The organism is Micromonospora parastrephiae (genome assembly GCF_016802865.1).
GTDB lineage: Bacteria > Actinomycetota > Actinomycetes > Mycobacteriales > Micromonosporaceae > Micromonospora > Micromonospora parastrephiae.
Map to the genome: position 1 here is coordinate 45,092 of NZ_JAEVHM010000005.1, position 15,947 is coordinate 61,038.

The 15,947-nt window shown below is 69.3% G+C and carries 17 protein-coding genes; 11 read left to right on the top strand and 6 right to left on the bottom strand.

Annotation, left to right across the window (positions count from 1 at the left end; translation table 11 throughout):
* Positions 1-103: 103 nt before the first annotated feature.
* The 3 genes from JNW91_RS02630 to JNW91_RS02640 all read right to left on the bottom strand — a co-directional run bounded on the left by JNW91_RS02630 (position 104) and on the right by JNW91_RS02640 (position 3,032).
* Positions 104-499, bottom strand: a complete 396-nt coding sequence (locus JNW91_RS02630; RefSeq protein ID WP_203173351.1) for a DUF1622 domain-containing protein — start codon at positions 497-499, stop codon at positions 104-106.
* A gap of 412 nt (positions 500-911) precedes the next feature.
* Positions 912-2,507, bottom strand: coding sequence for a peptide chain release factor 3 (locus tag JNW91_RS02635; RefSeq protein ID WP_203173352.1), 1,596 nt, complete (start codon positions 2,505-2,507; stop codon positions 912-914).
* A 90-nt stretch (positions 2,508-2,597) separates the two neighbouring features.
* A complete protein-coding gene (locus JNW91_RS02640) occupies positions 2,598-3,032 on the bottom strand; it encodes a MerR family transcriptional regulator (RefSeq protein WP_238424247.1) in 435 nt (144 codons plus the stop codon).
* 355 nt (positions 3,033-3,387) lie between these two features.
* Between JNW91_RS02640 and JNW91_RS31725 the strand changes: the two genes are divergently transcribed.
* The 5 genes from JNW91_RS31725 (at position 3,388) to JNW91_RS02660 (ending at position 8,504) form a co-directional block, all read left to right on the top strand.
* Entirely contained in the window at positions 3,388-3,708 is a 321-nt protein-coding gene (locus JNW91_RS31725; protein WP_238424248.1) for a hypothetical protein, read from the top strand.
* Complete coding sequence (locus tag JNW91_RS02645) at positions 3,597-5,603, top strand: HelD family protein (protein WP_238424257.1); 2,007 nt, start codon at positions 3,597-3,599, stop codon at positions 5,601-5,603. The genes JNW91_RS31725 and JNW91_RS02645 overlap by 112 nt, the downstream gene beginning before the upstream one ends.
* A gap of 465 nt (positions 5,604-6,068) precedes the next feature.
* A complete protein-coding gene (locus JNW91_RS02650) occupies positions 6,069-7,361 on the top strand; it encodes an MFS transporter (protein WP_203173354.1) in 1,293 nt (430 codons plus the stop codon).
* Between the two features lie 83 nt (positions 7,362-7,444).
* On the top strand, positions 7,445-7,714 hold the full coding sequence (locus tag JNW91_RS02655) for a DUF2795 domain-containing protein (RefSeq protein ID WP_203173355.1): 270 nt from the start codon (positions 7,445-7,447) through the stop codon (positions 7,712-7,714).
* Positions 7,715-7,745: 31 nt separating this feature from the next.
* The gene (locus tag JNW91_RS02660; RefSeq protein ID WP_203173356.1) at positions 7,746-8,504 is read left to right on the top strand and encodes a hypothetical protein; all 759 of its coding nucleotides are present in this window, start codon (positions 7,746-7,748) and stop codon (positions 8,502-8,504) included.
* Between the two features lie 252 nt (positions 8,505-8,756).
* On the opposite strand, the gene JNW91_RS33015 is transcribed toward JNW91_RS02660, so the two are convergent.
* Complete coding sequence (locus JNW91_RS33015; RefSeq protein WP_255544944.1) at positions 8,757-8,828, bottom strand: MerR family DNA-binding transcriptional regulator; 72 nt, start codon at positions 8,826-8,828, stop codon at positions 8,757-8,759.
* 40 nt (positions 8,829-8,868) lie between these two features.
* Positions 8,869-9,387 carry a VOC family protein gene (locus tag JNW91_RS02670; protein WP_203173357.1) on the bottom strand — a complete coding sequence of 173 codons (519 nt, stop codon included), beginning with the start codon at positions 9,385-9,387 and terminating at the stop codon, positions 8,869-8,871.
* Between the two features lie 329 nt (positions 9,388-9,716).
* On the opposite strand from JNW91_RS02670, the gene JNW91_RS02675 reads away from it, so the two are divergent.
* Complete coding sequence (locus JNW91_RS02675) at positions 9,717-10,688, top strand: ADP-ribosylglycohydrolase family protein (protein WP_203173358.1); 972 nt, start codon at positions 9,717-9,719, stop codon at positions 10,686-10,688.
* A 296-nt stretch (positions 10,689-10,984) separates the two neighbouring features.
* Complete coding sequence (locus tag JNW91_RS02680; RefSeq protein ID WP_203173359.1) at positions 10,985-11,887, top strand: hypothetical protein; 903 nt, start codon at positions 10,985-10,987, stop codon at positions 11,885-11,887.
* Positions 11,888-11,954: 67 nt separating this feature from the next.
* On the opposite strand, the gene JNW91_RS02685 is transcribed toward JNW91_RS02680, so the two are convergent.
* The gene (locus JNW91_RS02685; protein ID WP_203173360.1) at positions 11,955-12,143 is read right to left on the bottom strand and encodes a hypothetical protein; all 189 of its coding nucleotides are present in this window, start codon (positions 12,141-12,143) and stop codon (positions 11,955-11,957) included.
* A gap of 341 nt (positions 12,144-12,484) precedes the next feature.
* On the opposite strand from JNW91_RS02685, the gene JNW91_RS02690 reads away from it, so the two are divergent.
* The 4 genes from JNW91_RS02690 to JNW91_RS02705 all read left to right on the top strand — a co-directional run bounded on the left by JNW91_RS02690 (position 12,485) and on the right by JNW91_RS02705 (position 15,911).
* Positions 12,485-13,123, top strand: coding sequence for a hypothetical protein (locus tag JNW91_RS02690; RefSeq protein ID WP_203173361.1), 639 nt, complete (start codon positions 12,485-12,487; stop codon positions 13,121-13,123).
* 64 nt (positions 13,124-13,187) lie between these two features.
* Complete coding sequence (locus tag JNW91_RS02695; RefSeq protein ID WP_203173362.1) at positions 13,188-13,730, top strand: phosphatase PAP2 family protein; 543 nt, start codon at positions 13,188-13,190, stop codon at positions 13,728-13,730.
* Positions 13,731-13,965: 235 nt separating this feature from the next.
* Positions 13,966-15,465, top strand: a complete 1,500-nt coding sequence (locus tag JNW91_RS02700) for a SulP family inorganic anion transporter (protein ID WP_203173384.1) — start codon at positions 13,966-13,968, stop codon at positions 15,463-15,465.
* Positions 15,465-15,911 carry a MerR family transcriptional regulator gene (locus JNW91_RS02705; protein ID WP_203173363.1) on the top strand — a complete coding sequence of 149 codons (447 nt, stop codon included), beginning with the start codon at positions 15,465-15,467 and terminating at the stop codon, positions 15,909-15,911. Before JNW91_RS02700 ends, JNW91_RS02705 begins: the two co-directional genes overlap by 1 nt.
* The last annotated feature ends 36 nt before the right edge of the window (positions 15,912-15,947 follow it).

Sequence of the window (15,947 nt, forward strand, 5' to 3'; positions counted from 1 at the left end):
GACCCCCTGACCAAGCCTGTTCGGCTGCCCGACCGCACGCCGGCACGGCCACTGGTCTACGTGACCCTTGGGACGGTCGTGGGCACGGGGTCCGCCGGAAGCGTCACGACCCGGGGTTGTCGCGGGAGGCCGCCGTGGTGGTGCCCATGGTCGAGCGCTTCTTAGCCTGCCAGGGCCAGTGGCCATCCAGCTCGACCTCAAGCGAGAAGCTGAGGAAGGTGCGGACCAGGACGATCAGGGCCAACACTCCGACACTGTGAAAGGTGGGCGAGACCGCCACGGTGCGGATGATGTCGCCGCCCACCAGAAGTTCGAGTCCGAGCAGGACGGCTCTTCCGACACCCTGCCGGAACTGCCGGTAGACCTCGACAAGCTGTCGGGTTTGCCAGTACCGGTATACGAAGACGATTGCCGCGATGGCGACACCGACCGCGATGGCCAACACGCCGGCGAGATCTAGCAGTCCCCCGATGTGTTCGATGATCTGCTTTGTCTGCACCGCCACCCTCCCCTTCAACCTCGGCGGACGAGATGGGCGACACGGGAGACCTCCTCGCGGTCGAGACTCGCCAGCCACAACGTCGCACGGGCGATCGACTCAGAGGCCAGGTAGTGCAACTGCAAGTCGTACGGGCGGCCCAGCCGACAGCACGGAGAAAGCGCCGAGGGCATGCTGAGCACGATAGGCGGTGCTGCTGCGGAGGATGGTGCTTTGTTCGACGTCGGTGGCATCGACCTCCCACTGGCGCAGCGCCCGATGGTGCCGAGGGGCCGCACACCGATGAGGAGACCCGTCAACCGGCGGCAGACCAGCCACCAGTACGCCCCTGCAGGGTCCTGCGAAACTTTCGGCAGGACCGGATCATCCAGGCGACACGTGGCAGGTTCGTACGCCGTGGTGGAGGCACCGACTATCCGGCTGCGGGTAGGGGATCGAGGGTGAGACCGGGGCTGCTGTCGCCGATGGCGCGCAGCCGCCAGCCGTTGGTGAACAGAGCCAGCAGTGCGCCGTCGCGGACTCGGGTGAACACCTCCGCGCCGGCGACCCCGCGCAGTCGCTCTTCGCTGGCCCGGTCGGTGCGGCGCGCCAGCTCGTAGGGGAGATGTTCCAGCCCGGTGGTGACACCGAACTCGGCGTCCAGTCGGGCCATAGCGACCTCGAACTGCATCGGGCCGACGGCGGCGAGGACCGGCGCTTGTTCGCCTCGGCGGTCGTTGCGCAGCACCTGGACCACACCTTCGGCGTCGAGTTGCTCGACGCCTCGCTTGAACCGCTTGTAGGTGGAGGTGTCGGCGGCGCGGAGCACGGCGAAGTGTTCCGGGACGAACGAGGGCAGCGGGGGGAATGCCACGGCCCGGCCGTCGTAGAGGGTGTCGCCGATGCCGAGGGCGGTGGCGTTGACCAGGCCCACGACGTCTCCGGGGTACGCCTCGTCGATGGTCTCCCGGTCGGCGCCGAACATCTGCTGTGCGTACTTGGTGGCGAAGGGCCGGCCGGTGCCGGCGTGGATGGCGGTCATCCCTCGGGTGAACCGGCCGGAGCAGACCCGGACGAAGGCGACCTGGTCGCGGTGCGCCTTATTCATGTTCGCCTGGATCTTGAACACGAAGCCGGCGAACGGCGCGTCGACCGAACGAGGTTGACCCTCCGCGTCCGGGCGCGCCTGTGGCGCGGGGGCGTGAGTGGCGAGCACGTCGAGCAGTTGTCGTACTCCGAAGTTGGCCACTGCCGCGCCGAACAGTACGGGTGTGGCGACGGCGGCGGTGAAGGCGGCCTGGTCGTGGTCAGCGCCGGTGAGGGCGAGCAAATCGAGTTCCTCGACCGCCCGGCGCCAGTCCTCGCCGTAGCGCTGCGCTGCCTGGTGCGGGTCGAGTTGTTCCTCGACGGCCGCGGTAGCGCCGCCGGGGGTGCGGTGGAAGGCGGTCATCTCGCCGGCGCGTCGGTCGATCACGCCGTGGAACTCACCGGCGATGCCGACCGGCCAGGTTATCGGGGTGGGGCGAAGCTTGATCCGCTGTTCGATCTCGTCGAGTAGTGCCAGCGGCTCCTGGCCGGGGCGGTCCCACTTGTTGATGAAGGTAATCACCGGGATTTGTCGGGCTCGGCAGACCTCGAACAGCTTAAGGGTCTGCGGTTCCAGGCCTTTGGCGGCGTCCAGGAGCATGACGGCGCAATCCACGGCGGTAAGGACGCGGTAGGTGTCCTCGGAGAAGTCGGCGTGGCCAGGGGTGTCGAGCAGGTTGATGATCAGGTCGCGGTAGGCGAACTGCAGGACCGCGGAGGTGATCGAGATGCCGCGTTGCTGCTCCATGGCCATCCAGTCGGAGACCACTCCCCTGCGGCCGGCTTTGCCGTGCACGGCACCGGCTTCGCCGATGACGTGGGCGTGCAGGGCGAGCGCCTCGGTGATCGTGGACTTGCCCGCGTCGGGGTGCGAGATCACTGCAAAGGTGCGCCGCCGGGCCGCTTCGGCGGCCACTGCTGTCGTCGTTGTCGCCGTCGGCACCTGCGCCCACCCCCTCTGTCGCTGAATCCAGCACAACAATACCCTCACGTGAGGGTTGCCCGGCTGGGCGGGGGTGACGGGGTTCGGAGGTCAGCCGCTGGCCGTGGCGCGGGAGGCGGTCGGTGACTGAAGACAGTCCATGTGGCCGGTGAGGGTGGCGGCGAACTCCTCGGCGGTGGCGAGCTGCGCCCGTAGCGCCGCGCACCGCTCGTGGACGGCTTCGCGGTAGCCGGCGAGGGTGTCGAGCAGCCGTTGACGTTCCGCCTTGGTCAGCCGGGCGCCGCCGGAGAGCTGATCGACGATGGCCAGCAGGTCACGCATCTGCTCCAGGCTGAATTCCAACGGCTTCATTCGCTTGACCACCCGCAGCCGGTCCACGTCGGCGTCGGTGTAGAGGCGGAAGCCGCCCTGACTGCGGGCGGAGGGGACAATTAGGCCCACCTCTTCGTAGTAGCGGATCGTGCGCAGGCTCAGCCCGGCCCGCTCGGCCACTTCGCCGATCTGCATCAGTGCGCCGTCACCCATCGCTTCCGTCCCGCCTCCCGATCGTGCTCCCAACCCGGTGAGCGCCCACCGGTCGACTGCCGTCCAGGCTAGCCGGCACCACTGTCACCGCCGGCACGACTGCGACGCGCCGGGCACCGGCCGGTCGCCAAACTGAACCACAACCCTACCCGCACGGAAGAGTTGCGCGGGATGGTGGTTCCAGCGGTCACGGAGGACGCCGCCGGAGCGAGCACGTCAGCAGCCACCTCCCGCAGCGGGTGTTCGCCTTCGACGAGTCCGACCCCTGGCGATCCGCCCGCAAGCCGGATCCGAGATGGGCACCCCGGCGGGACTCGGCGCCGGCCGGCATCTGTACTCGCACGTTAGGGTAGAGGTGGAGATGGCGTCCGACCGTCGGTCCATACGTGCAGGAATCGAACCGGAGACAGCTGTGACAGATGTGCAGACTCGAGACGAACAGCTGGAGCGTCAGCATCTGGCCGAGACGGTGCGTCTGCTGACGGCGGCGCTGGAGCGTCTGACCACCACCATCGACAGCTCCGCCAGCGCCATCCAGGCGCACAAGGAGCACATGTGGACGCACTGGCGCGACATGGACGGCGTCGAGAAGGCGAACGTCCGCGTCGAGGTGAACACCTCGGTCACCTTGGCCGAGCACGCGGTCACGGTGCGAAACGCATCCAGCGGCTGTTGACGTCCCCCTACTTCGGGCGCGTTGACTTTCACGCGAGCGGCGACACGGAGGCCAGGGCCCACTACCTTGGTGTGCACAATTTCTCTGACCCGCAGACCCAGGAGATCGTGGTGCACGACTGGCGTGCCCCCGTCTCCAGCCTCTACTACGACTTCGAGTCGGGCGAGGCGTTCTTCCAGGCCCCCCAGGGGATCGCCCACGGCGAGATCACCGGCAAGCGCCAGTACAAGATCCAGGACGGGCGCCTGGAATACATGTTCGAGAGCGCGCTGAACATCGGTGACGACGTCCTGCAGCGGGAGCTGAGCCAGTCCGCCGACGACAAGATGAAGAACATCGTGGCGACGATCCAGCGGGAACAGAACGCGGTGATTCGCAACGAGACAGCGCAGGTGCTGATCCTGCAAGGTGTGGCGGGCTCGGGAAAAACGTCGATCGCCCTGCACCGGGTGGCCTTCCTGCTCTACCGCTTCAAGGACACCCTCTCCTCCGACAACATCATGATCCTCTCCCCGAACAAGGTCTTCGGCGACTACATCGCCAACGTGCTGCCCGAGTTAGGTGAAGAGCAGATCGCCGAAATCGACTTCACCACCATCGCCGGCAGGTTCCTCGCCAACATCACCGACTACGAGACGTTCAGCGAACAGGTGGTCAACCTGCTCGACCGGGTCGACGACGCGGCAGCCGAGCGCATGCGCTACAAGGCGACGCCGGAGTTCGTCACCCTGCTCGACGCATGGATCAGCGCGCGGACGGACGAGGAATTCACGCCCGCCGAAATCGTCCAGAAGAACAATCGACTCTCCGCCGGGTGGGTCGCGGCGACCTTCGGGCAGTCACCGACACTTCCCATCTTCACCCGGCTGGACCTGCTGGCCGACACCGCCGTCCACCTGCTCAAGCAGCAGGCTTCGGACAGAGGCCGCACGTGGACGGCCGCCGACACCACCGCTGTGCGCCGGCAGGTCCGCGCCATGTTCCCCCACAAGGACGCGCTCGCCGTGTACAAGGCCTTCTACTCGCACCCCGCCCGCCGCGGGCTGTTCAAGCCGCTGGGTCGGAAGAAGGTCGAGTACGCCGACGCCTTCCCGCTGATCTACACCATGATCAGGACATCCCGCCAGGAGAGCTACGGACGCATCCGCCACCTGCTGATCGACGAGATGCAGGACTACACGCCCATCCAGTACGCCGTGGTGCGGGAGCTGTTCTCCTGCAGGATGACGATCCTGGGAGATGCCAACCAGTCGGTCAACCCGTTCAGCTCCTCGTCACCGTCGACCATCCGTAGCATCTTCCCCGAGGCCGACTGCCTGGAGTTGCGCAAGAGCTACCGTTCCACGACCGAAATCACGGATTTCGCCCAGCACATCTCCCGCAACGACAAGATCGTCCCGGTCGAGCGCCACGGACGTCCACCGCAGGTCATCGCGTGCACAGACCAGAAGGGTCAACAGGCCCAAATCCTGGCCCTCATCGAGCAGCACAGAAACAGCGAACACAAGTCTCTCGGCATCATCTGCAAGACCACCGCCCAGGCGACGACGCTCTACCAGGCCCTGGCGGAGGCCGGCGTCGAGCTGACGCTCCTCGACTACGACAGCGCAGAGTTCGCCGGCGGCATCGTCATCACCTCGGCGCACCTCTCCAAGGGACTGGAATTCGACACGGTGATCGTCCCGCAGGTCGACGACACGAACTACGCCAACGAAATGGACAGGTGCATGCTTTACATCGCCTGCACCAGGGCCATGCACGAACTCCACCTGACCCACGACGGGCCCGTCTCACGCTTCCTGACGTTCGCCGGCCAACCCCGGGGCGATCTCGGAGTTGGCCACGGCGAAGCCGGGGAGATCCGCGATCACGCGACGGTCGCGCGGGTCGGCTGACCCGACGGCGACGTCAGCAGCCGGCGGCGTCGACACTGCCCCCTGCAAGCACCACCACCTGATATGGATACTCGTACGTTAGGGTAGGGGTTCGGAGCGCTGCTCGTCAGGCCGGCGCCGCGACGCCTCGGGGCGACGGGTTTTCGTCCTACCCTCCCGCCTCCCCGGGGCGAAGCCGCCCGCCCGAGCGACGCGGGGCCACCGGGGGCACGCCGACAGCACTTGACCCGGTTAAGGAGCACCCCCGGACCGGGGGGATCATCGTCACCGGCGAGCGCCGCGGGACCGCGTGGACGTGCGGAGAGGCCCGGGGCCCGCCGCCGGGAACCGGGCGAACCAGCTCCCGGCTCCGGCATGTCCATCCTGCCGCCCATAGCGGCAGACAGCCCGATTCCGACCCGCACCGCGGGTGGCCTACACCGGCCCACCACCCGGCGAGGCCCCGCGTCAACAGCTCTGAGGCCCATGACTACCACCCTGCCCTCGACCAGCGCACCGACGCCTACTGGCGGCTTCCACGGCTGGCGGATCGTCGGCTTCGCCGCTGTCGCGCTGGCGATGACCGCGCCCGGCCAGACCGTGGCGGTGTCGGCGTTCGTCGACCCCCTCATCGCCGACCTGGGAATCAGCCGCTCAGCGATCTCCACCGCGTACCTCATCGGCACCCTGACCGGCGCGGCGGCGCTGCCTGCGGTCGGGCGACTGGTCGACCGCTATGGGGTGCGCCGGTGCATGTTGGTCATCGGCGTGGTCTTCGGCGCCGTGCTGGTGGCGCTGTCGGTGGTGTCGGGGATCGTCGGTCTCACCGCCGGGTTCGTGGGTATCCGGATGGCCGGGCAGGGCGCACTCGGGCTGGCCGCGACCACCGTCACCGCGCACTGGTTCCGGCGGCGGCGAGGTATCGCGCTGGGCGTCGTCTCCGCGGTCGGCGCGGCCGGGATCTCCCTGGCCCCGCTGCTGCTGGAGCGGTTGATCGCCGTTCATGGCTGGCGCACCGCCTGGCTGGTGGAAGGACTGGCCGTGTGGGCGGTCGTCATTCCGGTCGCGGTGTTCGGCATCCGCAACCGCCCCGAGGACGTCGGCCAGCGGGTTGACGGCGGCGATGGGGACGCCCGCTTCGACGGCGGCGCCCTGGCCGACCTCAGTCACCGCGTCGCGCTGCGCACACCGTACTTCTGGGTGCTGTCCGCCAGTGTCGCCACATCCGGAATGCTCACCACGGCCGTGGCCTTCCACCAGATCAGCCTGCTCACCGAACGCGGGCTCACGGCCGCTGCGGCGGCGGCGAACTTCTTGCCGCAGACCATCGCGGGGATCGCGGCGACGCTGCTGGTCGGCGCGCTGATCGACCGCACCAGCCCTCGGGTGGTGCTGCCGGCCGCCATGGTCGGACTGACCGTCGCGCTCGCCTGGGCCACCCGGGCCGGGCCGGGATGGTCGGCGCTGGGGTTCGGTGTGGCGCTCGGCGCGGCCTCCAGCGCCATCCGTACCGTCGAGGCGGCCCTGACGCCACGGCTGTTCGGGCTCGGGCACCTGGGCGCCATCCGCGGGACGGTCACCGCGGTCAACGTCGGTTCCACCGCCTTCGGCCCCGTCCTGTTCGCCGTCGGCCATGACATCACCGGCAGCTACACCCAGGCCCTGCTCATCGGCTCGACCCTCCCCCTGGCCGTCGGTGTCGCAGCGATCCTCGCTCCCCTGCCCGGCTCCGAGCGGCGGTCGCGTCGCCGACGACCGCGTGACACCTTCCCGAACTAGGGGCCGCGGTTCGTAAATACTCTTACGTTAGAGTAGGGATAGTGCCGCGGTCCGCGTGGCACGACAGAAGGCAGGAGGAACCGGTGCACGACGTGACCCGCATCGAACTTCTCGACCACGTCCGAACAGCCTTCGACGATGGTCCCGCCAGCCGCGACGCGTTGCTGGCCGCGGCTGCGGCCAGCAACGCGCGGCCCGAGGTCATCGCCCTGCTGAACCGCCTGCCCGAGCGCGACTTCCGCCAGGTACGCGACCTGTGGGAGGAGATGGCCGAGCCGACGTACCGGTCGGCGCCTGAGACGGGCGACATCCACCACGCCGCCGGAAGTGGGCGTGGCCACAGGCCGGTCTAGCAGGACGGGGCGATCCATGCACGACCCACGGTTGACGAGCCTTGGCGATACGGCGGGTTCTCTGGCAGGCAGCCTCGGTCGCGCCGCCCTGCTCGCCGCCGCCGCTGCGGAGGCCACCTCTGCCCGCCTGCAGGAGCGAGGCGCACCAACCGCCGCGGAGATCACCGCGGCGCTGCGCAGGCACGACGGCAGCGCCCCACCCGGACCGCACATCGCCTCGGCGATGACGCTCGCCCGCCGCCTGTCCGGCTCGGCCGGCACGGTCGACGTGGACGCACTGACGGCCGGCCTGCAGACGGCGGGCCCGGTCGCCCGCGCTGCCGTCCACGTGGCCGACGGCACCATCGCGGATGGCTCGGTCGGGCCGGCGGCCTGGATCTGGCCGGTGGGACTGCTCACCGCCCTGCCGCTGGAAGAGGTGGCGGCCCTGGCCGGTGAGATCGCCGTACGGTGCACGACCGTTGCGCTCAGTCAGGACACGGCCGTCGCCCACGCCGTCGCCACCGCGCTGGCGGCGCGCCGCATGGACATTGAGCCGGACGTGTTCGTCGACGCCGTCGCCGCCCACACCGTCACACCGCCGCTGCGGGAGGCAATGCGGGTGACGAAGATGCTGTTGCGCGCCCGCGCCGAGCCAGAGTTCGTCGCCGCCCAGTTCCCGACCCGCGGCCGTTCCCCCCGGCGGTGTCTCGCCTCGGCGCTGACGGCTTTCTGCTGCATCCGCGCGATCCGGTGGCGGCGGTCCGCACGAGCCTGGCCCAAGCGGGTGCCGTCAGCGACGTGGCGGTGATGGCCGCCGCCCTGGTCGGCGCACACACCGGTGAGCGGGCCCTGCCTGCGGCCTGGCGGTCGCCAGCCGCCCGGGGCCGGCTCCCGCGGTGGCCGACTCCAGCCTGACCACTGCCACGCCGAGCGAGCGCACTTGGCGGAGGCGACCGCAGTGCCTTCGAAGCGGATCCTCGTGGCCCTAGACGGCACGGTCTTCGACCTGCGAGCTGGACGCGCCGAGATCACCGGCACGATCGTCCCGTTGACTGAACTACTAGCCGTCCCCGTAGTAGCGGATCGTGCGGATGCTCAGCCCCATGCGTTCGGCAGCCTCGCCAATCTGCATGCGCCTCAGCCCAACGGCTCCTGCGCGGCTGCTGGCTCGGTTACTGCGGCCGAGATCGCTGTGGCACGTCGTTATAGCGAGCGGTCAGCACTTCAAGCATGTGCTTGTCCGGGCCCAAAAAATACAGTCGTCGGCCGGTCCCGTCACGATTGACCTCACCGACCTCGGAAGGCCGCTTCCCGGGCGGGTCGGCTGTGTACGGCGTACCGTCGCTGTCGAAGCGGGACTTGATGCGGTCGAAAAGTTCGTCGCTTACCAGGAAGGCGTAGTGCTGGGGCTGCACCTCGACCGGCGGGGCCGCGAAGTTGATGACAACCGAATCATCGAGTTGCACCGACTGAAAGAAGCCGTTCTCCCAGGGTTCGCGCAGTTCGAGCAGGCCCGTGAAGTAGCGGGCGGCAACGTCGCGATCAGACACTGGGATGATCATATGATGCAGTGACGCGGGCATAGTCGTTCCTTGATGTTGTGTCACCTCCATCACCACAACGTCGTTGCGGCCAGACGCGATGACACCTCGCGACGAGGATAAACCGGATGCATCCGGCACCTCAAGCATGCCGCCCACCCATCAGCCGCTTAACCAACCTTCCTGGGGAGTACAGCTAGCGCAGCGAAGCCGACGAGGTCGGCCCGCTCACCGCCGACGCCCCACCCCAGGCGGTGCGGGACGGCAACGCCGACGTCCACGAGCTTGAACAGCGGATGCGCCGGGTCGTGGGCGACGGATCGACCGGACCCACCGGCGGTGACCGCTGGTCCCGTCTGTCGTGGTGACGGTATAAGCACGTGGTCCGAGCGGCGATCCGCAGCTCCCAGGCCATTGAATACTCTACCCTCGCGTTAGAGTAAAGTCCGTCGGGAGTGATCACGGGAGACGGTTAACCGATGCTCAGGACAGAATTGAGCTGGTCACACCGGGTACGCGGGGCCATGGTGCTGGCGGCCTGCGGCGACGCCCTGGGCGCACCTTTCGAGGGCCGTGAACCGGCGGATCCGGCTGAGATCGACGACTGGATGCACCGCTCGACCCAGCTGATGCGATTCACCGACGACACCGCCTGCACTCTCGTCCTGGCCGACCATCTGACCCGACGCCGGGGCATCGTGAACGAGGACGAGCTTGCCGACGAACTCGCCCGCGAGTGGACGCGCGAACCTGGCCGCGGCTACGGCCAGGGTGCGGCCCAACTGTTCGCCGATATCGCCCGCGGCGCCGCGTGGCGGCAGGCGGCCGCGGACATGTTCGACGGACATGGCTCGCTCGGAAATGGTGCGGCGATGCGCGTCGCCCCGGTCGGCCTGTTACCCGGTCTGGCCCTGGGCGCCGTGGCCGGACGCGCGCGCCGGACCGCGATGGTCAGCCACCAGCACCCCCAGGCGTTGGACGGGGCGGCGGCACAGGCAGTCGCGACCGCCCTGGCCGCACTGTCGATCCAGGACACCCCGCTGGACGCCGACCGGATGGTCGCGGCGATCTGTCAGCACGTGCACACCGCCGAGTTCCGCGCCGCGCTGCGGAAACTGCCCGCACTCGTCGCCCGAGCCGCCAGCGGTGCCGACGTGGCCGGCGAGGTCGGCAACGGTGTTGCCGCGGTCCAGGCTGTGCCCGCCGCGCTGGCCGCGTTCCTGCGCCATCCTGATGACGTCCCTGCGGCGATCGGCTTCGCTATTGGTATGGGCGGCGACACTGACACCATCGCCTCGATGACCGGCGCGCTGTGTGGCGCCCGCCGGGCGGAGAAGGACCTCCCCGTCATGTGGGGCCTTCGACTGGAGGGTGCGTCGCGCGTTTGGACAGCGGCCAGTGCGCTGGCCCGGCTCGGCAGGCCGGGAGCCGGGGCGCAGCCGCCCGGATGAACCGGCGCAAGGATTACCCCCTACCGCCCCCGGCGCCGCAGACAGGCAGGTCCCGCGCCGCGACGGCTCACCACACCCGGCAGTCCAGCCAGGCAGCATCGCGCGGGCTTCCTCATTGAGTGGGCCAATTTCCGAAACGCCGACCCGGTCACCTTCGGCGAGCTGGTCGGCGGCCCCAAGGTCGTCGACGGGCGCACCTGCCGCGACCCGGCACGGTGGGCCCGGGCGGGCTGGGGGCACCGGGGCAAGGGTCGCCCGGAGCCGGCACCCCGACACTTCTTGGAGAGCGACAACCGATGACTGCGCTGTCCAGCAATCCGACCGCTGCCTGGCAGAGGTGGCGACACCGCGTCGGCGGCTGCCTACTCATGATCGCGTGCGCCGAAGGTTTGCACCGCGGGATGCCCGCCTCCGTCTCGGTGGAGGACACCGACCAGGTCATGCCGTCACCCACTCGGGAACTTGAGTACGGTCCGGTCACCGAGCACACGCTCAGCCTCGCGGTGCATCTCATTCGCCGTTCGACCTACCCGGTGACGCGCCCCCTCCTGATCGGCCGGCGCCCGTCGCACCGGATCGATGCGCTGCACCTGGACGACCTTGACGTCACCGGCTTCACGACGCCGGGCGCCGCGGCGGCGTGGATCAGTCCACTGGGCCTCTTGCCGCGCCTTCCGCTGTCCGAGGTGGCCGAGGCCGCCCGCCGCACCGCTGCCCGATGCGGCGCCGACCATACCGCTCAGGACATCGCCGCCGCGCAGGCCGTTGCCGTGGCCGTGGCGGCTCTGCAGGAACCCGGCCGGCCGCCGCACGTCGACCACCTCATCGCGACGATCGCCGCGCACACCGACACCGTGCCGCTGCGCAGAGCGCTACAGACGGTACGGGCGCTGGTCGGTCGGCCCCTCAATTCAGAGGATAGCGTTGCCGAGATGGCCGGCGAGCCAGCTGTCACGGCCTTCGCGGTAGCTCTGCGCCTCTACCTGACCTGCTACCGAGAGCCTCACCCAGCGTTGCGTCGAGCGACGCTCGCACCCGCGTCGGACGCGACCGTCATGACGGCAGCGCTGCTCGGGGCGCACGGCGGAGACGACCTGGTGCCGGCCGAATGGGGCGCGCGCCTGCGTTCCTCGCTGCGCGTGTGGAGTGTTGCCGGCGAGCTTGCCGAACTGGTGACCCACGCCGCACCGCAACGATGACCCCCAGCCGCCGAGGTGCACCGGCATGCCGGTGTCGGGCCCAGTGCCGCCCGGCCGCGTGCAACGGCTAGACGTGTTCGATGCGCTCGACCCGGTGCACGTCCTCCCACCGCAGCGCGGACACTTCGCGCCAGTGGGTGGTGCAGGCAGTGCCGGTGCGGCGCTCGAAGGTCATGATCCGTCGATCGTGACGACACCGGTCGGCGGCGACCGTCAGCAGGGTGCCGTCAGTCAGCCACACGAAGAACTGCGTCATGACACCTCCCTGGCCTGCGGACCGTTGTCCGCCCGACACGCCGAATCTACTCTGACGTTAGCGTTACCGAAAGGGCGACCCTCCACCGCTGCACCCTTACGTTAGGGTAGAGTGCGAGTGATGGTATTCATCGACCAACCCTTGGCGCGGCTACGCGATCGCAGCCGTGGCTGCCTGGTCGCGGCCTTCACCGCCCCGGGCAAACACCCGCCGCGCGCCTGCCCACCACGTGGCCCACCGGGCCGCTCGACCAGCCCGCCGCACGGGTCGTCGCGCACGCACGACACCTCGTAGCCCACGCCGACGCCTGCCCAGAACCGCCGGGCTACATCGAGGACCTGATGGCCGCGATGACCGTCACATGGGGTTGCACCGACGGCCAGGCGACACGGCATCCGGTCGATGACGGCGTCCACCTGCTGTGCGCCGTCCCCGCCGGGCTGCTACCGGTACCGCTGAACGACCTCGGCCGGCGCGCCCGTTTGGTCAGCGCGGTGCTGCGAGGGGACCCACCCGCGCAGCAGGCCAGCGTGGCCGTGGCCTACGCGGTGGCGCTGGCGTACCGCGCCCAGAACACTCAGAACATCGACCGTCTCGACTTCTGCTACCGCCTCGCGCAGCTGGGCGGCGACGGCGTTCTCGCCGACCGCCTGGCGCGGGTTGCCGCCCTTGGCCAGCACAGCGCCGCGGAGGCCACCGTCCACCTCTCGCCCGACACCAGCGACCGTTGCCGCATCAGCGTCGCCACGGCCGCATTCCTGCGCCACCCGGCAGGGCCCGCCGCGGCGGCCGCCTTCGCCGCCGCCGTCGCCGACCCGGCCAGCGCGCGCATCGCCGCAGCCTTGGCCGGCGCCTACAGCGGAACCACCGCTCTCCCCCACGGTTGGCTGCGCGACACCACCCGCACCTCGATAGTCAGCGACGCCGCCGACGAGTTGGCCGCGCTCGCGTCCCGGCGGCAGTCGCTGCGCACGGGGTGACCCAGCCCTGGGCTGACTGCCCGTGTTGAACCGGCGTCATCCCAAGCACGCCATGAGGAGCGCGTTGGACATCCAGGAGCTGAGCGAGTGCTGGTATCGCGGCGCGGTCGGCCTTACGGGCCGTACCCCGGAGAGCCTGCAGCAGGTGGCCCTGCACGGCACTGATTCGATCGTGGTGCTGCTCGGGCTGCTGTTCCTCGCGTGCATGTGGTGCCACCGCACCCGCCCCTGGCCGCAACGCGCCCTGCTCGTCACGACGCCGGTCGCGGTGTGTCTCGCCTACGCCGTCAGTGGGATGATGAAAGCACTGGTGGCCGCCGAGCGTCGCCCCTGCCGGGTCGTCACCGACGTTTTCATCCTCGCCGAGCGATGCCCGGAGCCGGGTGACCGGTCCTTTCCCAGCAATCACGCCACGATGGCCGCCGCCCTGGCGACGGCGATCGTCCTGCTCGTCCCGAGGATGACTGTCGTGGCGGTAACGCTGGCAGCGCTTGCGGCCCTGTCCAGGGCCGTCGTGAGGGTGCACTCGGACTCGGGACCCCGGCGCGTTCCGGGCACCACGCCTGCGACACACCCAACGGGCGCTCACGCCCGGCATTCCCGGTGACACCTCCGGTGATGATCATCACGAATGCGGAACTCTACCCTCACCAGACGGTAGGTTCGGTGCAGGTCGTCGAGCTGCGGCTGCTGGCCCCTCGCGGTCTTCTCCCGGGCGACGATGCCCGGAAACGGTCTGGAAATGTCCGACCGGTACTGATATGAACGTCAAGCGTCGTCCCCCTGGCGGGCACGGCAGCGCGTGTGCGCTCGGCGCGTACACCCTGAACGGAAACGGCTACATGTCTTCTGTGCTGTCCGCGGTCACCCGGCCGCGTCTGTCCCGTCCGTCCTGGTTGTCGCCGAAGGTGTTCCGCACCGAGGTGCTCGCCGGCCTGGTCGTCGCCCTGGCGCTGATCCCCGAGGCGATCAGCTTCTCGATCCTTGCCGGGGTCGACCCCCGCGTCGGTTTGTTCGCGTCCTTCACCATGGCCGTGGTCATCTCGATCTGCGGCGGCCGGCCGGCGATGATCAGTGCCGCGACGGGAGCGATCGCGCTGATCGTCGCGCCGCTGGCGAAGGAACACGGCCTCGGCTACCTGATCGCGGCGGTGATCGTCGGCGGCGTTATCCAGGTGGTTCTCGCGGTGCTCGGTGTGGCGAAGCTGATGCGGTTCATCCCGCGCAGCGTCATGGTGGGCTTCGTCAACGCTCTGGCCATCCTGATCTTTGCCGCTCAGGTTCCCTACCTGCTCGGCGTGCCGTGGCTGGTCTACCCGCTCGTCGGGGTCGCGTTGGCGATCATGGTCGGGCTTCCCCGGCTCACCAAGGCCGTACCCGCGCCGCTGGTCGCCATCATCGTGCTGACCGTGATCACCGTCGCCGCCCACGTGCTGGTGCCGACCGTCGGTGACCAGGGCGCCCTCCCGGACAGCCTGCCCGTGTTCGGTCTGCCCGACGTGCCGTACACCCTCGACACCCTGACCCTGATCGCCCCCTACGCCCTCGGCGTGGCGCTGGTCGGGCTGATGGAGTCGCTGATGACCGCCAAGCTGGTCGACGACATCACCGACACCCGCTCCAACAAGACCCGCGAGTCCTGGGGGCAGGGCGTGGCCAACATCGTGACCGGCTTCTTCGGCGGCATGGGCGGTTGCGCCATGATCGGCCAGACGATGATCAACGTCAAGGCGTCCGGTGCTCGAACCCGCCTGTCGACGTTCCTGTCCGGCGTGTTCCTGCTCATCCTCGTCGTCGCGCTCGGCGACGTCGTCGCGGTGATCCCGATGGCCGCCCTGGTCGCCGTGATGATCATCGTCGCCGTCGGCACGTTCGACTGGCACTCGGTCGCCCCGGCCACGCTCAAGCGGATGCCGCTCGGCGAGACCCTGGTCATGGTCACCACCGTCGGCGCCGTGCTCGCCACCCACAACCTGGCCATCGGCGTGATCGCCGGCGTGCTCACCGCCATGGTCATCTTCGCCCGGCGGGTCGCCCACCTGGTGGAGGTCACCAGCGTGCTCGACCCCGACGAGAGCACCCGCATCTACTTTGTGCACGGTGAGCTGTTCTTCGCCTCCAGCAACGACCTGGTCTTCCAGTTCGACTACGCCAACGACCCGCAGAACGTGGTCATCGACATGACCCACGCCCACGTGTGGGACGCCTCGTCGGTCGCGGCGCTGGACGCGATCACCACCAAGTACGCCGCACGCGGCAAGACCGTCGAGATCGTCGAGCTGAACAAGCGCAGCGCCGCCATCCACGGGACCCTCGCCGGCAACCTGAGCGGCGGCCACTGATGCCGGGAACGACGCAGGGCACCGGGGCGCAGCACAGCTGCGGCCCGGCCGCCGGCCGGCTGATGCAGATCGGCGAAGCCGCCGACCGGGTCGGCCTGAGCATCCGCACCATCCGCCACTACGAGGACGCCAAACTGATCGTCCCGTCGGCCCGCAGCGAGGGCGGCTTCCGCCTCTACACCGAACCCGACCTCGACCGGCTCACCGTGGTCAAGCGGATGAAACCGCTCGGATTCACCCTCGACGAGATGCGCGACCTGCTCGGCGTCCTGGACGCCCTGCCCACCGCCGGCGATGAGCACCGGCGGGCACTGCTCGACCGGCTCGGCATGTTCCACACCGTTGCCACCGCCCGCGTGACCGCGCTGCGCGAGCAACTGGCCACCGCAGAGGGCTTCGCCGACACCCTGCGTGACCGGCTCGACCAGCACACCCCCAACCACTGACTCCACCAGGTGTCCACGCCACCAGCGGTCTGTGCA

Bases quoted from the DNA above. Each gene is read 5' to 3' on its own strand.
- JNW91_RS02640 (WP_238424247.1), bottom strand. From the start codon at position 3,032: ATGGGTGACGGCGCACTGATGCAGATCGGCGAAGTGGCCGAGCGGGCC.
- JNW91_RS02650 (WP_203173354.1), top strand. From the start codon at position 6,069: ATGACTACCACCCTGCCCTCGACCAGCGCACCGACGCCTACTGGCGGC.
- JNW91_RS02670 (WP_203173357.1), bottom strand. From the start codon at position 9,387: ATGCTTGAGGTGCCGGATGCATCCGGTTTATCCTCGTCGCGAGGTGTC.
- JNW91_RS02675 (WP_203173358.1), top strand. From the start codon at position 9,717: ATGCTCAGGACAGAATTGAGCTGGTCACACCGGGTACGCGGGGCCATG.
- JNW91_RS02680 (WP_203173359.1), top strand. From the start codon at position 10,985: ATGACTGCGCTGTCCAGCAATCCGACCGCTGCCTGGCAGAGGTGGCGA.
- JNW91_RS02685 (WP_203173360.1), bottom strand. From the start codon at position 12,143: ATGACGCAGTTCTTCGTGTGGCTGACTGACGGCACCCTGCTGACGGTC.
- JNW91_RS02690 (WP_203173361.1), top strand. From the start codon at position 12,485: ATGGCCGCGATGACCGTCACATGGGGTTGCACCGACGGCCAGGCGACA.
- JNW91_RS02700 (WP_203173384.1), top strand. From the start codon at position 13,966: ATGTCTTCTGTGCTGTCCGCGGTCACCCGGCCGCGTCTGTCCCGTCCG.
- JNW91_RS02705 (WP_203173363.1), top strand. From the start codon at position 15,465: ATGCCGGGAACGACGCAGGGCACCGGGGCGCAGCACAGCTGCGGCCCG.